The sequence below is a fragment of the Prochlorococcus sp. MIT 1314 genome (assembly GCF_034093315.1).
In the GTDB taxonomy this organism is placed as follows: Bacteria; Cyanobacteriota; Cyanobacteriia; order PCC-6307; family Cyanobiaceae; genus Prochlorococcus_A; species Prochlorococcus_A marinus_Y.
Genome location: NZ_CP139300.1, coordinates 1,103,942 through 1,121,781, shown reverse-complemented (window position 1 = coordinate 1,121,781; position 17,840 = coordinate 1,103,942). Strand labels below are relative to the sequence as shown.

The 17,840-nt window shown below is 31.3% G+C and carries 16 protein-coding genes and 1 tRNA gene; 5 read left to right on the top strand and 12 right to left on the bottom strand.

Translation table 11 applies throughout. The features are described from left to right. Nucleotides 1-3 precede the first annotated feature (3 nt). The 7 genes from SOI86_RS06445 to mazG form a co-directional block, all read right to left on the bottom strand. Nucleotides 4-675 carry a 7-carboxy-7-deazaguanine synthase QueE gene (locus tag SOI86_RS06445; protein WP_320681015.1) on the bottom strand — a complete coding sequence of 224 codons (672 nt, stop codon included), beginning with the start codon at nucleotides 673-675 and terminating at the stop codon, nucleotides 4-6. 24 nt (nucleotides 676-699) lie between these two features. Beyond that, nucleotides 700-2,310 carry a CTP synthase gene (locus SOI86_RS06440; protein ID WP_320681014.1) on the bottom strand — a complete coding sequence of 537 codons (1,611 nt, stop codon included), beginning with the start codon at nucleotides 2,308-2,310 and terminating at the stop codon, nucleotides 700-702. Nucleotides 2,311-2,385: 75 nt separating this feature from the next. Continuing rightward, on the bottom strand, nucleotides 2,386-4,182 hold the full coding sequence (aspS, locus tag SOI86_RS06435; RefSeq protein ID WP_320681013.1) for an aspartate--tRNA ligase: 1,797 nt from the start codon (nucleotides 4,180-4,182) through the stop codon (nucleotides 2,386-2,388). Nucleotides 4,183-4,237: 55 nt separating this feature from the next. Beyond that, nucleotides 4,238-5,350, bottom strand: coding sequence for a glycine cleavage system aminomethyltransferase GcvT (gene gcvT, locus SOI86_RS06430; protein ID WP_320681012.1), 1,113 nt, complete (start codon nucleotides 5,348-5,350; stop codon nucleotides 4,238-4,240). 50 nt (nucleotides 5,351-5,400) lie between these two features. Next, complete coding sequence (speB, locus tag SOI86_RS06425) at nucleotides 5,401-6,282, bottom strand: agmatinase (protein WP_320681011.1); 882 nt, start codon at nucleotides 6,280-6,282, stop codon at nucleotides 5,401-5,403. Between the two features lies 1 nt (nucleotide 6,283). After that, nucleotides 6,284-7,135 (bottom strand): polyamine aminopropyltransferase, encoded by an 852-nt coding sequence (gene speE / locus SOI86_RS06420; RefSeq protein WP_320681010.1) that lies wholly within the window; start codon nucleotides 7,133-7,135, stop codon nucleotides 6,284-6,286. Next, the gene (gene mazG / locus SOI86_RS06415; RefSeq protein WP_320681009.1) at nucleotides 7,132-7,986 is read right to left on the bottom strand and encodes a nucleoside triphosphate pyrophosphohydrolase; all 855 of its coding nucleotides are present in this window, start codon (nucleotides 7,984-7,986) and stop codon (nucleotides 7,132-7,134) included. The genes speE and mazG overlap by 4 nt, the downstream gene beginning before the upstream one ends. A gap of 98 nt (nucleotides 7,987-8,084) precedes the next feature. On the opposite strand from mazG, the gene SOI86_RS06410 reads away from it, so the two are divergent. From SOI86_RS06410 to SOI86_RS06400, 3 genes are all read left to right on the top strand, one after another. After that, nucleotides 8,085-8,156, top strand: a tRNA-Val gene (locus tag SOI86_RS06410). 453 nt (nucleotides 8,157-8,609) lie between these two features. Then, nucleotides 8,610-11,366, top strand: a complete 2,757-nt coding sequence (locus tag SOI86_RS06405; protein ID WP_320681008.1) for a valine--tRNA ligase — start codon at nucleotides 8,610-8,612, stop codon at nucleotides 11,364-11,366. A 2-nt stretch (nucleotides 11,367-11,368) separates the two neighbouring features. Next, nucleotides 11,369-11,965 carry a TVP38/TMEM64 family protein gene (locus SOI86_RS06400; RefSeq protein ID WP_320681007.1) on the top strand — a complete coding sequence of 199 codons (597 nt, stop codon included), beginning with the start codon at nucleotides 11,369-11,371 and terminating at the stop codon, nucleotides 11,963-11,965. Nucleotides 11,966-11,969: 4 nt separating this feature from the next. On the opposite strand, the gene SOI86_RS06395 is transcribed toward SOI86_RS06400, so the two are convergent. The 3 genes from SOI86_RS06395 to SOI86_RS06385 all read right to left on the bottom strand — a co-directional run bounded on the left by SOI86_RS06395 (nucleotide 11,970) and on the right by SOI86_RS06385 (nucleotide 13,996). After that, a complete protein-coding gene (locus SOI86_RS06395) occupies nucleotides 11,970-12,122 on the bottom strand; it encodes a hypothetical protein (protein ID WP_320681006.1) in 153 nt (50 codons plus the stop codon). 116 nt (nucleotides 12,123-12,238) lie between these two features. Beyond that, entirely contained in the window at nucleotides 12,239-13,552 is a 1,314-nt protein-coding gene (locus SOI86_RS06390; protein WP_320682506.1) for an RNA ligase family protein, read from the bottom strand. 24 nt (nucleotides 13,553-13,576) lie between these two features. Further along, the gene (locus tag SOI86_RS06385) at nucleotides 13,577-13,996 is read right to left on the bottom strand and encodes a hypothetical protein (RefSeq protein WP_011819289.1); all 420 of its coding nucleotides are present in this window, start codon (nucleotides 13,994-13,996) and stop codon (nucleotides 13,577-13,579) included. Nucleotides 13,997-14,081: 85 nt separating this feature from the next. On the opposite strand from SOI86_RS06385, the gene SOI86_RS06380 reads away from it, so the two are divergent. Then, nucleotides 14,082-14,609, top strand: coding sequence for a SprT family zinc-dependent metalloprotease (locus SOI86_RS06380; RefSeq protein ID WP_320681005.1), 528 nt, complete (start codon nucleotides 14,082-14,084; stop codon nucleotides 14,607-14,609). Between the two features lie 83 nt (nucleotides 14,610-14,692). Further along, nucleotides 14,693-15,268: an RNA helicase gene (locus SOI86_RS06375; protein ID WP_320681004.1), complete on the top strand. Its 576-nt coding sequence runs from the start codon at nucleotides 14,693-14,695 to the stop codon at nucleotides 15,266-15,268. Here SOI86_RS06375 and SOI86_RS06370 read toward each other — a convergent pair. Both SOI86_RS06370 and mnmG read right to left on the bottom strand, forming a co-directional pair. Further along, the gene (locus SOI86_RS06370; protein WP_320682505.1) at nucleotides 15,248-15,823 is read right to left on the bottom strand and encodes a chorismate lyase; all 576 of its coding nucleotides are present in this window, start codon (nucleotides 15,821-15,823) and stop codon (nucleotides 15,248-15,250) included. The genes SOI86_RS06375 and SOI86_RS06370 overlap by 21 nt on opposite strands. 48 nt (nucleotides 15,824-15,871) lie before the next feature. Then, complete coding sequence (gene mnmG / locus SOI86_RS06365) at nucleotides 15,872-17,839, bottom strand: tRNA uridine-5-carboxymethylaminomethyl(34) synthesis enzyme MnmG (protein WP_320681003.1); 1,968 nt, start codon at nucleotides 17,837-17,839, stop codon at nucleotides 15,872-15,874. Between the last annotated feature and the right edge of the window lies 1 nt (nucleotide 17,840).

The window sequence follows — 17,840 nt, the reverse complement described above, 5'->3', positions numbered from 1 at the left end:
ATTTCAATTAATTTTTAAGTATTTGTGAGTTTGAAGGCTCAATTTCCAATCTGGGTTATTTTTTACGAAATCGATAGCAAGAGAAAAACCATTCGCATTGTTCCATGCTGGCTGTAAATAAAAAATTTTATCTTCTTTTTTTAAGCCATCTTCGCTTTTAGAGAGTTGATATTGTTTTAAAGTTTCTTTTTTTATTTGCATAGCAAATTCAATATCTTCTATTTCATTTATGATTATTTTGATTTCATTACAGTTTTTTAAAAAATAATTTTTTGGAGGTGAGTGTCTTTTAGGAGATAAAGTAATCCAGTCATAGCTTCCTGATATCGTATTAACTCCACTTGTCTCAATATGAATCTTCATTGGATTTTGTTCTTCTCCCATCGTCAATTTTTTAATGGCTTTGCAAAAATTATCCAAGTTATGTTGTAAAGGTTCTCCACCTGTAATAACGCAAAAAGATGCTCCTTTTTCTCTGGCAATTTTTATGCGATCTATTATTTTTTCAATTGATATAGAAGGGTGTTTTTTCTCGTCCCATGAATTCTTGGTGTCGCACCACGAACATCCAACTTTACATCCGGCTAATCTTACAAAAAAAGCACTTTTTCCAGCGTGATATCCTTCACCTTGTAATGAATGAAATTGTTCGACTAAGGGTAAAAAATTTGTCATTTTCATTCAAAAAAATAAAGAATATTAATTTGATTGAGTTAACTTATCTTGAGACGCTTTTATTAAACCTTTAAATAAAGGATGAGGTTTACCAGGTCGTGATAAAAACTCAGGATGATATTGACATGCTAAGAAGTATGGATGATTTTCTAACTCAATTAACTCAACCAATCTGCCATCTGGTGATGTGCCACTAATTTTGTATCCAGAATCTAAAAAACTTTGTTTGTAGTAATTATTAAATTCGTATCTATGTCGATGTCTCTCATAAATAACATCCTCATCATATAAGTTTTTCCCAGTTGTATTTTTTGTCAATCTACATGGATAAACTCCAAGTCTCATTGTCCCACCTAAATCAACTACATCTTCCTGTTCTGGTAATAAATGTATCACTGGATTGGGAGTGTTTGGGTCTAGTTCTGAACTAGATGCATCTGGAAGATTAGCTACATTCCTGGCCCACTCTATAACTGCACATTGCATACCAAGGCACAAACCTAAAAATGGAATTTTATTTTCTCTTGCAAATTTTATAGCCGAAATTTTTCCATTTACTCCTCTATTGCCAAATCCCCCGGGTACGACAATTGCATCAACTTCATTTAAGTAAGTTGCTGCTGAATTTTTTTCTATCATTTCAGCACTTACCCAATGTAAATCTAATAAAGCCTTTTGTTCAATGCATGCGTGTCTTAAAGCTTCAACAACGGATAAATATGCATCTCCAAGTTCAATATATTTACCTACTAAAGCAACTTTGATAGGGGCTCCAGGATTTCTTAGGTTGTGTATAAGTTGCTCCCAATTTTTCAAATCACATTTTTTATCTTCAAGGTCTAAATACTTCAGAGTTTCTTTGCATAAACCTTCTTTTTTTAAAGAAAGAGGTACAGAATAAATACTGTCTGCGTCTAAAGCTTCAATTACAGATTTGATACTGACACCGCAAAAACCACTAAGCTTCTTTTTAAGAGCTTCATTGATAGATTTATCACTTCGGCATACAAGTAAATCTGGCTGAATTCCAATTGATCTTAATTCTTTCACTGAATGTTGTGTTGGTTTAGTTTTTATTTCCCCAGAGGTTTTGATGTAAGGAAGTAATGTTACGTGTATGTATGCAACATCGTTACTATTGACATCATTTTTGAATTCTCTTATTGCCTCTAAAAAAGGTAGAGATTCAATATCACCAACTGTTCCACCAATTTCAGTAATAATAATATCTGCATTACTGTTGGCGGCTACTCTATGAATTCTTTCTCTTATTTCTCCCGTTATGTGAGGTATTACTTGTACAGTGCCACCGTCATAACTACCTCTTCTTTCTTTATTGATAACTGCTTGATAGATAGATCCCGTAGTCACACTATTTAACCTAGTCATTGCAGTATCAGTAAATCTTTCATAGTGACCTAAATCTAGATCGGTTTCAGCCCCATCTTCAGTTACAAATACTTCTCCATGTTGGAAAGGGCTCATTGTTCCTGGATCGACATTTAGATATGGATCTAGTTTTAATATTGAAACACTATATCCTCTAGACTTTAATAATCTTCCTAAGCTTGCAGCTACAATTCCTTTACCAATGCTAGAAACTACTCCTCCGGTGACAAATACAAATTTTGACATTAAATATTTTTAATTAAGCACAGCCTCCTTATATTTTATTTAAACAAAAAACTTTTAGAACATCCATATATATTCTTATTCATCAATTGTTATTTCAATATCTAATTCTTTTAATTGTGATTCAGAGACATTTGAAGGTGCATTTGTGAGAAGACATTTTGCCTGTTGATTTTTTGGAAAAGCAATGGCTTCTCTGATTGAATCTGCACCAATGATCAGCATGGTAATACGATCCAATCCAAACGCTATTCCACCATGAGGAGGAGCACCCATTTCTAGTGCTTCTATTAAAAATCCAAATTTTTCATCAATCTCTTTATCACTAAGTCCTACCGTTTTCAGAACCTCTCTTTGTAAGTTCGCTTCATGAATACGTAAAGAGCCCCCTCCTAACTCCAATCCATTAAGAACTAAGTCATAAGCATTTGCTGTAGAGCTCTCAATTTCTTTTTTCAAGTTTTCAGAATCTTTAGATTTTATATTTTTTGGAGAGCAAAAAGGATGATGTAAAGCTTCATATCTATTTTCCTCTTCATTTCTCTCAAACATCGGGAAGTCAGTTACCCATAAGAAATTCCATTTACTTTGATCAATGAGATTTAAGTCTTTTGCGATATATTGTCTAACCCTATCTAATGACTGATTAACAATTTGTTTATCTCCAGCTCCTAAGAGGATTAAGTCTCCATCTTTTGCTTCTGTGATTTTTAAAATATCAGCTATATGCTCTTCACTTAAATTATTTTTAATTGCCCCAATAGTCTCAAGCTCATTTCCTTTGACCCTTATAAAGGCCAAACCACCAGCTCCAGCATCTTGAGCTACTTGGAAGATGTCACCTCCTGGTTTAATTCTTACGTTGCTAATACTTGAATTCCCTCCTTTGACTGTTATGGATTTTATATAACCTCCAGACTTAATTGCCTTGGTGAAAATATTAAATCCAATATCACCTAATACTCCTCCTAAATCTTTTAATAACATTTGATATCTAGTATCTGGTCTATCAGTGCCGTAATTATCCATTGCTTCTTGCCATGACATTCTTGGAAAAGCATTATTAAAATTAATATTTAACACTTCTTTCCATATTTTTTTTATGAGACTTTCATTAAAAGAAATTATTTCTTCTTCACTAATAAAGCTCATCTCAATATCTAATTGAGTAAACTCTGGCTGTCTATCTGCCCTTAAGTCTTCATCACGGAAACATTTTGCGATTTGATAATACTTGTCCAGGCCTCCAACCATTAAAAGTTGTTTAAATAGTTGTGGGGATTGAGGTAAAGCAAAAAATTCTCCATTTGAAAGACGTGCAGGAACAAGAAAATCGCGAGCTCCTTCTGGAGTTGACTTTGTAAGTAATGGGGTCTCTACTTCTGTAAATCCAAAATTATCCAAAAATTCTCTAGCAACCTTAATAATCTTATGTCTTGTTTTTAAATTTTCTAGTAATTTTCCCCTTCTTAAATCAAGGTATCTATATTTTAATCTGAGTTCCTCTTTTGTATTTTCATAATCATGTATAGACACTGGAAAAGGTAAGTTTTTTTTAATTTGGTTAAGAATTTGCAAATCTTTAACCTTAAGCTCTAACTCTCCAGTACTTAAATTTGCATTTATTGAATCTTTAGGCCTTTCATTAATAATTCCGCTAACCATTATTACTGTCTCATTTCTTAGAGTTTCTGCCTGTTTAAATAGATCTGCACCATCATCGGGGTTAATTGTTATTTGTAGGAATCCACTATGGTCTCTTAAATCAATAAAAATTACACCACCATGATCTCTTCTTCTATCTACCCATCCGCATAAATTAACTAATTTACCAATATCTGTATTATTGAGTTCTTCGCAAATTTTGTTTCTCATCTAAGTATGATTTATTTATCAATAACTTATAATAATTCTTTAAGGGTAAATTTAGTTAATAATTTTTTTTATAAAACGCTCTTTTTGTTATAACCCCGTTGAATTTTTTGCCTCTTATTAATATTTGAACTTCATTATTTATTAAGGCATGCGAAGTATTGATGTATGCAAAAGCTATAGCTTGTTGTTTAGTTGGAGACCAACTGCCGCTTGTGATACTCCCAATATTTTCTTCACCTTTAAGAACTGCGCAACCTTTTCTTCCTATTGCTTTACCCTCTATAGAGAGACCAACTAACTTTTTTTGAATACCTAATCTTGACTGCTCTTCAAGAAAGCTTCTTCCAAAGAATTCGTGATTATTTTCTAGATGTACTAGCCAGCCTAACCCTGCTTCATATGGAGAAGTTTCTTCATTTATGTCTTGACCATAAAGATGCATGCCTGCTTCAAGTCTAAGAGTATCTCTAGCTCCTAAACCACAAGGTGCAACATTTTTGGAAATTGAGAAATCCCATAAATTAATTGCTGCTTTTTTAGATAAAAGTATTTCTAGACCATTTTCCCCTGTATATCCTGTCTTTGAAAAGAAAATTTTTTCTTTAGGTGAAATATGTTCAAAAATTTTATATTCGCATCCAAAGTTAGGGATATGTGAGATCGAAGATTCACTCCATTCTTCAAATAAATCGAATGAGTTTTTTCCCTGTAGTGCTAAAAGTACTTTGTCTTTTTTAAAGTTTGTTATCGAAATTTCATATTTATTTAAATTATTTTTTATCCATTGAAAATCTTCCTTAAATCTACTTGCATTAACTATTAACAATAATTCTGATATGTCATTTTCTTTTATACCAAGGTCATAAATTATTAAGTCATCTATTATTCCTCCTTTATCATTAAGCATTACTGTATAAAGCCCCTGACCTTCAGAAAAGGAGTATAAATTAGTAGGAAAAAGTTTTTGAATATAATCCTTTGGATTGATTCCCTTAACAGATATCACACCCATGTGAGAAATATCAAATAATCCTGCTGAAGATCTAACTGATTCATGCTCTTTAATTAATCCCGAAAATGATATGGGCATTTCCCAACCTGCAAAATCCACTAATTTTGCATTGGATTCAACATATTTTGAATAAAGAGGACTTTTTAGCAAATCCATGAAATATTTAGTTTTTATTTAGTATTTTTACACTGTAGTTTAGAAATTTTTTATTGCATATTTTCTAATGACAAAATTAAGCTTCTAAGTACTTTGGCTGCAACTATGCTACTTACTCCGCTTTTATCAATTTCTGGAGATAATTCCACAATATCTGAAGCCACAATTCTAAAGTCTTTTAAAGTTTTCAGTATTTCTTCAAAATCATTCCAAAAAAATCCTCCCGGTTCTGGAGTGCCCGTCCCTGCTAATAAACTGGGATCAAACCAATCTAAATCTATTGTTAAATAGATTGGAGACTTAGCGTATTGTAGAAGAGCTTGTTTTAACTCATGTGCATTTCCGCCTGGACAAAAGTTAACTAATTGGTTGTTGTTATGCATAATTTCAAATTCTTCCTTAGTCCCACTTCTAATTCCTACTTGCAAAATTTTCTTTTCAGGTAGCACTTCTAAGCATCTTTTCATAGTACAAGCATGACTATGTTCATTTCCTATATATGATTCTCTTAAATCTGCATGAGCATCAAGTTGAACCAATATCAAATCTGGATATTTTTTTACTAATGCTTCAATAGCGCCTCTTGTAATAGAGTGTTCGCCTCCAAGCATAATAGGACTAAGGCGTTTACTAATTAAATAATTTGTTGCTGATTTAACCGATTCGATAACGGACTTTGAGTCATTTTTATCAATTAGTATTGATCCAAAATCAACATAGATAATATCCTCTAAGTCTTTTTTTATTTTTGGACAATATGTTTCTAAACAAGAACTTACTTGTCTTATTGCTTCTGGACCAAATCTTGCTCCTGGTTTAAACGAACATGTCCCGTCATAATTAACTCCAAATATACCAATTGAGCAATTCTCAGGATTTCTTTTTGCTCCCATATAAATTGCATTTTCGTTATCAAATAAATTTTTTGTCATCTTATGAATCTAGTTCTTTTACAATTTTATTTGGCATCATTTTGAATGCTGCATTTTGAAAATTTAAATTCCAAATTTCACATCCTTTTTCTATTATTAGGGCTTGCTGATAATTTTGCTTTGATAAATTTAGATCTTCTGAAGAAGCGAATGTCCAACTCCAAATCCCGCTTGGATATATAGGCACAAAAGAATACATAGTTTCAGAAACTTTAAATATATTTTTTAGGTTTTTCAAAATATTTATGTGAATATTTTTGAAGGATTCAGGAGATTCGCTTTGCGTTGCTAATATCCCCTTTGGTGTAAGAATTCTTTTACATTCTTCATAAAAAGAATCTGAAAATAATAAATTTGAAAATTCTGAGGGATCTGAACAATCTATAAATATAACGTCATAAAAATCATCTCTTGTTTTTTTTACCCATTTAACACCATCATCTACGTGTATTTCTAATCTTTTGTCATTCCATGCTTCGCCTCCAATTTCTTTTAGAAATTTTTTAGATATTTTGATTACCTCCTCATCAATTTCTACTAGATCAATTTTTGATATTTGAGTATATTTAACACATTCTTTTAAAGTACCACCGTCACCACCGCCAATAATTAGTACATTAGATTTTTCGTCAATGCTACTTAATGCAGGATGCACAAGACACTCATGATAATATTTCTCGTCTTTTAATGATGTCATCCAGCAACCATCTAACATTAAAGCTTTACCATAATATTTATTTTCAATAACAATAATTTCTTGATATTTTGATTTTTTTTTAATTAGAATTTTCCCATTTAGGCCGAATCTTGAGCCTTGATGATATTCATCTATCCATGTTGTAATATTTGTCATTTGCTTTTAGTAATCTTTCCCGCCAGTTTTTCCTTGGCTATTTGCCAAAGCCGTTGAAAGTCTTTGGGAGTTTGTTTTTTAATATTATCTCCTGCATGCTCTTCGACGATTGAAAATCTGTCTAAAAATTTTATATTAGTTTTTTGAAGAGCTGACTCAGGATTTATTTTTAAAAAGTTTGCGAGATTAAGAAGGGTAAAGTAAATATCCCCAAATTCATTTTTTATATCTGAATCATTTTTGCATTTAATTGCCTCTTTTAATTCATTTATCTCTTCTTCTAACTTTTTAAAAATCTCATCAGTACTTTCCCACTTGAAACCATGATCTTTAACAACATTTGTTATTTTATCTGTACCAAGCGTTGGAGGTAAATTTTTAATTTTCAAATTTAAATTTCTACTAATTGAAGATTTCATATGAGGTGCTTCTTTTTCTAAATTTTTTATATTTCCCCAAATCTGTTGTGATTTTTTTAATGATACTTTTTCTTTTTTGTTAAAAATATATGGATGTCTATTAATAATTTTTTTATTTAGATTTTTTACAACATCATTTAGTGCAAATGCTTTTTCTTCGTAACCGATTTCAGCATGAAGCATCACTTGTAATAAAAGATCTCCTAACTCTTCACATATTTTATCTGCATTTTTTTCATATATCGCATCTATAAATTCATTACTTTCTTCATACAAAAATGGGATCAACGATATATGAGATTGTATTTTCTGCCATGGGCAGCCCCAAGTTTTATCTTTTAATGCTTTGATATTAGATATTAAGATTCTAAAACTATTTATAGTCTCTAAATCGGAATTGTTTTCCAATTTATATCTATTGTTTGAGGACATAGGATATATTTTATTAATTAAATTTTGCCTCAATCATGAAATATTTAAATACTTAGTATAAATTTTTCAACTTCATCTATTAGAATGATTTATTATAAGGGCGATTAGCTCAGCGGTAGAGCGCCTGCCTTACAAGCAGGATGTCCCTGGTTCGAACCCTGGATCGCCCATTTATTATTTTTCTAGTCACTGAGATCGTCAAACTTTCAGTCAGTCAAAGCACTGCTTAAGAAATATCTAGGCAATCTTCTTTTGGAGGTTCTCTTTGAGAAATGTCGATTGATTTGGTATAGGATAAAAATTGTTCCGAAAGATGGATACATATTAAATTAAGGCCAGGTACATGTAATAGATCCCCTATTTGAAGAACTGAAGGACTAACTTTATACGCGGATGTAAAAAAGTTTAATTTACTGAAAGATTTAAAATTAGATTATTACGGTGATTTTAGCGTCGGTGGATTTCTTATTACAACACCAAAAAATTCAAAACGTTGTTCCTGTGGTTCTTGCTTCAAACTTTTGTAGAATGGATGTGTCTTTTTTGCAAACTAATATTATTTTCATTAATTGGCTGCTCTCAAGATAAAATAAACAAAAAGTTTATTGAAATAAAATTTGCACATGACAGAGATGAATGATCAATTATCTTTAGAGAATTATTCACCTTTTGAAGTAGAGAAAAAGTGGCAAGAAAAATGGGAAAGTCTAAAGGCGTTTAGTCCTAACCCTGAGGATGATGGGGAGCCTTTTTGTGTTGTTATTCCGCCACCAAATGTAACTGGATCTTTGCATATGGGGCATGCATTTAATACGGCTTTGATAGATGTTGTAGTACGTTTTCAAAGACTTTTAGGTAAGAATGTTTTGTGTTTACCAGGAACTGATCATGCTTCAATAGCTGTTCAAACTATTCTCGAAAAACAATTAAAAAGTGAAGGCAAAACAAGTGAGGATATTGGAAGAGATGAATTTCTTAAAAGAGCATGGAACTGGAAAGAACAAAGTGGTGGAAGAATAGTTTCTCAATTAAAAAGGATAGGATATTCAGTTGACTGGACTAGAGAAAGATTTACTCTTGATCAAAAATTAAATGAAGCAGTTATTGAGGCTTTTAATATTCTCTATAAAAAGAATTTAATTTATAGAGGCGAATATTTGGTTAATTGGTGCCCTGAATCTCAATCTGCCGTAAGTGATCTTGAAGTTGAAATGCAAGAAGTAAATGGTCATTTATGGCATTTTAAATACCCTTTAATTTCTGAAAGTGGTGAACAGTTAGATAAGTACTTAGAAGTTGCAACAACAAGACCAGAAACTCTTTTGGGTGATACCGCTGTGGCAGTTAATCCTGATGATGATAGATATAAAGAATTTATTGGTGTCAAAGTAAAAGTCCCTTTCGTTGATAGAGAAATACCTATTATCGCTGATTCACATGTTGATAAAGATTTTGGTACGGGTTGTGTGAAGGTTACTCCAGCCCATGATCCAAATGATTTTGCAATAGGAAAAAGGCATAATTTAAAACAGATTAATGTAATGAACAAAGATGGAACTTTAAATATTAATGCAGGTATTTTTCAAAATTTAGATAGATATGAGGCTAGAAAGAGAATTATCAAGGAATTGGATAACTTAGGCCTTTTGACAAAGATAGAGGATTATAAACATACTGTTCCTTTTTCTGATAGAGGTAAGGTTCCAATTGAACCTTTATTGTCAACACAATGGTTTTTGAAAATGGATGATATATCACAAGGATGTCTTAATAAAATTGATTCAAAAAAACCATCGTTTATTCCACCACGCTGGGAGAAAGTTTATAAGGATTGGTTAGAGAATATTAATGATTGGTGTATCAGTAGGCAATTGTGGTGGGGGCACCAAATACCAGCATGGTATGTTTTAGATGACTCTCAAGACTCAATAGAACAAAATACTCCATATATCGTTGCAAGAAATGAAGAAGATGCCTTAATCGAAGCTAATAAAAAATTTGGATCAAATATTAAATTGGTTCGTGATAAAGATGTTTTGGATACATGGTTTTCAAGTGGTTTATGGCCTTTCTCAACTCTTGGTTGGCCAAATACAAATGATTCTGATTTTAAAAAATGGTATCCAAATAATGTTCTTGTTACTGGTTTCGATATTATTTTCTTCTGGGTGGCCAGAATGACAATGATGGGTAATACTTTTACGAATAATATTCCTTTTAAGGATGTTTATATTCATGGTCTCGTTCGAGATGAAAACAATAAAAAAATGAGTAAAAGTTCAGGTAATGGTATTGATCCAATACTATTAATTGATAAATATGGTTCTGATGCTCTACGATTTGCTTTAATTCGAGAAGTTGCAGGCGCTGGTCAAGATATCCGGCTTGATTTTGATAGGAAAAAATATACATCTTCAACTGTTGAAGCTTCAAGAAATTTTGCGAATAAATTATGGAATGCAACTAAATTTGTGTTAATTAATAAAACTTCTAACCATAATTATTCGCTTAATGAGAGTGATGAAAATTCTTTAGAGTTATGTGATAAGTGGATTTTATCGAAATTGAATCAGGTAAATATAACAGTCGCTGCTTTGTTGAAAGAATATAAATTGGGAGAATCTGCGAAACTTCTATATGAATTTGCATGGAATGATTTTTGTGACTGGTATGTAGAATTTGCTAAACAAAGGTTTAATAATAAAGAGACTAAAAATAGACAAATATCAGAAAAAGTTTTAATAAAAGTGCTCAATGATATTTTGGTAATGATTCATCCTTTTATGCCGCACATTACTGAGGAACTTTGGCATGTACTGCAACTAAAACCAGATAATGCATTATTATCTCTTCAAAAATGGCCAATTCACGAAAATAAATTTGTTGATAATAAGCTTGATAATTCCTTTCAGCAACTCTTTGAAATTATTAGGCTGATTAGAAATTTGAGAGCTGAATTAGGTCTTAAGCCATCAGAAAAGGGGCCTGTATATTTAATTTCAGACAATGATGAATTGATTGATTTTTTAGAAACTTTAGTTGACGATATTCAAACCTTAACTAAATCTTCTGAAGTATTTATTTTTAAAACTAATGCTGTTGATAAAAATGAGTTTGCTAAATCTTTTTCTGGGATAATTAGTGATTTAGAGGTTTACTTACCTTTTCAAGATTTTGTAAATATAGATGCATTAAAGGAAAGGTTAAGCAAGGATTTAAAAAAGGTTACTATTGAATTAGAAAATTTAAATAAGAGATTATCTAATAAAAATTTCGTTGATAAGGCTCCAAAAGATATTGTTGAAGAATGCAGATTTAAATTAAATGAGGGTTCGGTGCAAAAGGAGAGAATTACTAAGAAACTCGAACTATTGAATTGAGAATGAATATATTCCTAGAAAATATTTATAATTTGTCTTTTTTTTTTAATACTGGAATTGGCATCTTATCGTTTGTTTGTATTTATATTTTAATTGTTTTATTAATACTTCCAGCTTCTTGGTTATCTTTATTATCAGGTTTTTTATATGGCTCATATTTAGGATCAATTATCGTTTTCATTTCCGCTTCCATTGGGGCATCAGTTGCTTTTTTTGTATCAAAAACTTTTTTTGCAAAAAAGCTAAAAAATCTTTTTAGCCGTTATCCAAAATTAAGTGTTATGGAAAAAGTAGTAGAAAAAGGCGGACTTAAATTAATTTTTTTAGCGAGATTATCGCCGATATTTCCCTTCAGTATTCTTAATTATTTTTATGGTTTGAATAATGTTAAATTTAAAGATTTCACTCTTGGTCTTCTTGGAATAATTCCAGGAACTTTTCTTTATTGCTCAATAGGTAGTTTGGCAAAAAGTATCCAGGAGTTAAAAAATGTGCAATCACCAAATAATTTATATATTACTATCATTGGAATTATTTCAACTTTTTTAGTTGTATACTTCTCAGCTAAATACTCCAGAGAATATTTTGAGAAATCCTAAGAATTTACTCTTTAATATTCCAATCTCTAATAGATGCAAATAAGATAAACCACAAAAGTCTAAATTTACCTAGTAAAGTTTTGTTGGCTTGTAATTCGATATATTTTGCCTGTCCACAAGGTGTTTTTATGAAGTTGAAAACTGTTTTCTTAGTCATAAGTCTCTGAAAAAGTCCTGATAATTATTCTTACATCTTATAGCTAAGATCTTTAGTTTTTTTACTTAAAAACCACATTTTTCATTGACTACTTTGTTGAATATTTTTTTTAAAATTTAAACTTTTTCTCCAGCTTTAAATCCTCTAAAGCATTTGAATCTAGGAAACCTAAGACTAAAAGCCACCGCATCCTTGGATTTAGTTTTAGCATCAGCTCTGATTTCTACAAGTTGACCAATAAGTTGATTCCGTTTTGACCAATATTCTTCACGCTGGATATCACTAAATCCGCTTCCACAACTAAGACTGTATTCATGTCCATCATCTTCCCCTTCTACTAGGACAGCACCTAGTCTACCTTTATTTCGACCTGTGCCTTCCTCAACCGATACAACCTTTAAAGTGACCTCAATGAAAGGTTTTGCTTTTAACCAACTGTGTGTTCTTTTACATTCATAAATAGCATCAGGATCTTTAATCATTACTCCTTCATATCCACCTTCCACGGCAGATTTATTCAGCTCTACAAATCTTTTCTGTCCCTCAATGGTGTCAAGATCTACATTTTCCCATTCAAGTGTTTTTATATGCCTTAGAAGCATGGAATGTTTTGCTACCCATTCTTTTACTAATAAACTTCTTGCTGTTTGAGTAGTGTTCCATCTACCTTTTTGGAAGTTTTCAAGGGGACATAAGTCAAATAGGTGTAGAACTGCGTCTTTTGTTTGTTTGCCATCTTTTCTATGAACCTGTTTCATTAAATCCTGAAAGTTAGCGCTCATTACTTCACCATCTAGGACTAAGTCATGAGGTGCAGGATCTTCTTTTAAGACGTTTTCTATTTCTGAGATAATATGACCAAAATTATGGAATTGTTTCCCATTACGAGAAAACATTTCTACTTTATTTTGTCTAATAATAGTTAAGACACGCACACCATCTAATTTGATTTCGATTTGCTTTTTCCCTATCATTTTCTTTTCATGATTTGCACTGTCATGAGCTAAAGGACAAGAAAAAATAGGAATCGCATATTTGGGAAATTTCTTTGCTATCTTGTTGATTGTTTTTTCAGATACACCACATCTAAGATCTTTAATTAATACTCTTCTATAAAATCCATTCCACTCTTGTTTTGTGGCAGATTCCATAGCCGCAATAATTGCATCGCGAGCAGCGTGACCAGTAAGTTCTCTTTGAATAAGCTTATTTGCTAATTTCCTAAAATCTTTCCATAAAAAATTTTGACTTTTTTCACCCTTTTTTTCAGGAACAATTTTTACACCAAAAGTTACCAATGGATCAAGCGCCATCCGGATTCCCTCAAAAAAATCATCTAGACCTTCCTCCATTGCTTCTGAGATGATTTTTTCTTTATCTAATCTACTTGGGTGTAATTCTAATTGATGTATTATTTCTTCTTTAAACAATTCTTTTTGCCTCACAAGAAATTATTAATTCACTTTTGCTATTCTGTCTATTTTCCAATCATTGTCAGTTTTTGCGAAAGTAAAATCTAATGGGAGCTCATCTTGTTTATCTTCTGACTTTAAATTCAAAGTTATTATGATTTGATCTTCTTGGACTCTAGGTCTTCCTGATTTTAAATTTCTGTATTTATTGAGATTTAAACTAGCTAAAAATTTAAGAAAGTCTTGGCGCTTCACATGAGTTTTATAAGTTTTTGTAGTTAAACCATACGCTGCATCAATTCTGCCAGCGGCTATTTGATCAAAAAACTTTCTTACTAGTGGATTAATTCCTCTGGCGCTTATAACTAATTTGACTGCATTAAAAGTCCAAAAAGAAACTAGTACAGCTCCGCCAACTAATAATGCTTTAATTCCGATATCTTTAACTAGTGTTGCATCCATGTTGAATTAGGTTTTTTATTACTTTAAGAAAAGAAATCGTTTTTGATGGCTTTTTTTGTCAAAATAATACTAATTTTAATCCATAATGCCTGTAATTCCTCTTTTACCTTTATTTCATAAATTTAATAGCCAATATTTTGAAAATTCTCTAGCGGTTAATAATCAACCTTTAGTAAAAGTTAGATGGAGTGATAATAGATTAAAAACTACTGCTGGTTTTTATAGAAGAAAACGAATTAATGGTCTTGTAGATTCTGAAATTATCTTATCGAAACCTATTTTGAGTAAATTATCTACTAGTGAAATAAAGAGTACTTTATGTCATGAAATGATTCATGCATGGGTAGATAGAATATTAAAAAAAAATGAGATACATGGTCCAAATTTTTTAGAAAAGATGAATGAAATTAATGTGAAAGAGAAGAATTTTCAAATTTCTGTTAGGCACTCATTTCCTATTGAAAGGAGAGAATTAAAATACATAGGAACTTGCCAAAATTGTGGTGAGAAATTTTTCTACAGGAAAAGGATAAAGAATATTGCCTGTAAAAAATGTTGTTTAAATTTCTTTAATGGATCTTGGAATAAAAATTGTTTAATTTTGTTTGATTAAAAATATAAGATGTGTTTTTGTTTCTATATTTGGAATTATTTATTTTTTTAATGTAATTTATATTTTAAAAAGCATAATAATTTATGGATTCAAGGAGAATTAGAAATCTTAGAAATAGTTTTGATAAAAATATTGTTGATAAACAGGTTGATAAAATTTTCGAAACTGGAAGACAATTTGTTGATGGAGTATCTGGTGCTAGGCCAGGAAAAAGAAGGAACTCAGATTTTCAAGGAATAACAAGTAAGAGTGTTAAAAAAGTAGGAAGATGGGTATCTGAAAAAGTGGATTTATTTTTTGATGAAGATAATGATGATTGGAATGATGATTGGAATGATGAGAATTTTTACGATGATAAAAGCGATTTTAAGACATTTTCCAGAGCATCAAATTCTTATGAATCTACTAAACAGAACTCAAAAAGACCTTTAGAAGCAATATCTTTAAGGCAACCAAAAGATTTACAGATAACTGAGCAAAAAAAATTACCTTATGTCAAAGAGAGTAATGACGAAGATTGGCCAGATGAAATGGATTTCAAAGTTGAGAGATGGCAAAGATCTTCAGAAAAAGAGAAGAATATTTCGAGAGATCAATTAAACCAACAAGTTCAATCAAAACCAAGAAATATTCCCAGATCAAGAAGAAGAAGAGTATAGTTTCGTAAATTCTTTAATTCCTGAATAGCCTAATAAACTTTCTAAATGTGGATTGAATACTTCTCTAATAATTGTTAGAGGCTTTTTGTCTCGAAAAAATCTATAATTTCTTGACCAGAATGGACCTTTAAAACAAAATTGATCCTCTAACCAATTTGAATTAACAAGTGAAATTCGGTCAACTTCTCTAAACAACTCTGATCTGTCTTGTGTCAAATTCTTCCAAATTGGTTCTTCTTTGGCTTTTAAATTTTCATTCACTTGTTCTGCATTCCACCAACTCTCAGCCCATGCTAGGTTTTTATTCTTGTTTTTAATCCATACTTGTCTTCTAATTAAAGGTCCATTTAACTGATTTAATTCTCTAGGACCTTCTTCAATGAATAGAGGATCTAATCGCATTGAAATTAACTTAATTTTCGTCTCTTGATTAGTTAAAAGTTGTAAATGTCTAGTTGGACTTCCATCCCCAAGCAGCATTAATTTCCAAGGACCAGATATTTTTGGTAATGAATTTTTCACTAAAAAAGTAGAAGCTTTTTCTTCCCATAAAATTTTTGGTGAGTTAAAAAGTTTATTATTCAGTGCTCAGACGGAATGCTTTTAAGATGATAACTTTTTTTCGACAAAAATATTTGCCTTTTCTTTTTTTATTTCTCTTATTTTTAGCCAAACTAGTAATGCAGTTAAATCAGCTTTGCTTACTCCAGGAATTTTTGAAGCATCACCAAAATTTTTTGGCTTTATCTTATTCAAATTTTCTCTAGCTTCTAAAGATAAAGTATCTATCTTTTCATAATTTATTTCTTGTGGCAGAGATTTACAGCTTTGACGATTAATTTGTTCAATATTGTTTTTTTGTCTTTTGAGATAACCTTCGTATTTAATATCTATTTCAACTCCTTCCTGTATCGATGTTGTTAGATCTCTCTTGGCTAAATCATATCTAATTAAATCTGAATAATGAAAATTTGGTCTTTTTAGGAGTTCTTTCAAAGTTATTGATCCTTTAATTTTTGATCCTGTATCAAATTCTATTTTTTTTGCTATTTCATCGGTATTTTTTAAACGGGTTCTTTCTAATCTCAATTTCTCTTCTTCAAGGAATTTCATTTTTTCTTGATAGGCTAACCATCTTTTCTCCTCAATTAGCCCTATTTGATAACCTAATGAGGTTAATCTTCTATCTGCATTATCTCCTCTTAGGGTTAACCTGTATTCACTCCTACTAGTAAGAACTCTGTAAGGTTCTTTGAGATCTTTGGTAATTAAATCATTAATCATTGTTCCTATATAACTGCTTTCCCTAGTAAAGATTATTGGATCTTTTTTATTTAGTTTTCTTGTTGCATTGATTCCTGCAACTAACCCTTGTGCAGCTGCTTCTTCATAACCAGTAGTTCCATTAATTTGTCCAGCGCTAAATAAATTTTCAATTTCTTTAGTTTCGAGTGATGTTTGAAGCTGTGTTGCAGGTATATATTCATACTCAACAGCATATGCTGGTCGCAACATTTTACATTTACTTAATCCAGGTAAGGTTCTTAAAAGTTCTAATTGTATATTTTCGGGCAAACCTGTAGAAAATCCCTGAACATATATTTCAGGGGTATTAATTCCTTCTGGCTCTAAGAAAATTTGATGCGATTCTTTATCAGCAAATTTAACGATTTTATCTTCAATAGATGGACAATATCTTGGCCCTTTACTATCAATAAAACCACCGTAAATGGGGGTTAAATGTAAATTATTTCGAATTAATTGATGTGTTTTAGAAGTTGTTCTTGTTATGTGACAACTAACTTGAGGCATATTATTTTTGATATCTGGGTCAAACGAAAAATATTTATCAGCTGCAGTACTAGGTTGAATATCTAATTCATCAAAAATTATACTTTTTTTGTCAACTCTTGCTGGAGTTCCTGTTTTTAAACGTTCTGTTTTTATACCAATTTTGTGCAGGTTCTGAGTAAGACCTTGTGCTGCTTGTTCGCCAGATCTGCCAGCTGACATTGATTTATTTCCTATCCATATTTTTCCTTCTAAAAAAGTACCAGCTGTAATGATAACCGATCTCGCCGAATAATAACTACCAAAAAAAGTTTTTACACCCTTTATCTTTTTTTGCATGATGTTTTTTGAGTTCAATCCAATTGTTTTAGTTTTTTCAATATCTAGTTCAGTAATCATTGCTTCTTTCAAAGATAAATTATTTGTATTTTGTAGTATTTCGATCATTCTTTTTGAATATTCCCTTTTATCTGTTTGAGCTCTTAATGCCCATACAGCTGGTCCTCTACTTGCATTTAATATTCTCTTTTGTATTGCTGTCTCATCAGCTAGTTGCCCAATAATTCCTCCCAATGCATCAACTTCATGTACTAACTGACTTTTTGCTGGTCCTCCCACTGCAGGGTTACAAGGTTGCCAGGCAATCCGATCTAAATTTATTGTAAATAAGGCGGTAGAAAACCCTAATTTTGCTGTTGTTATGGCTGCTTCGCATCCTGCATGTCCACCCCCAATAACGATGATGTCAAATGATTCATTTGTTGATTGATGATCTTGCATT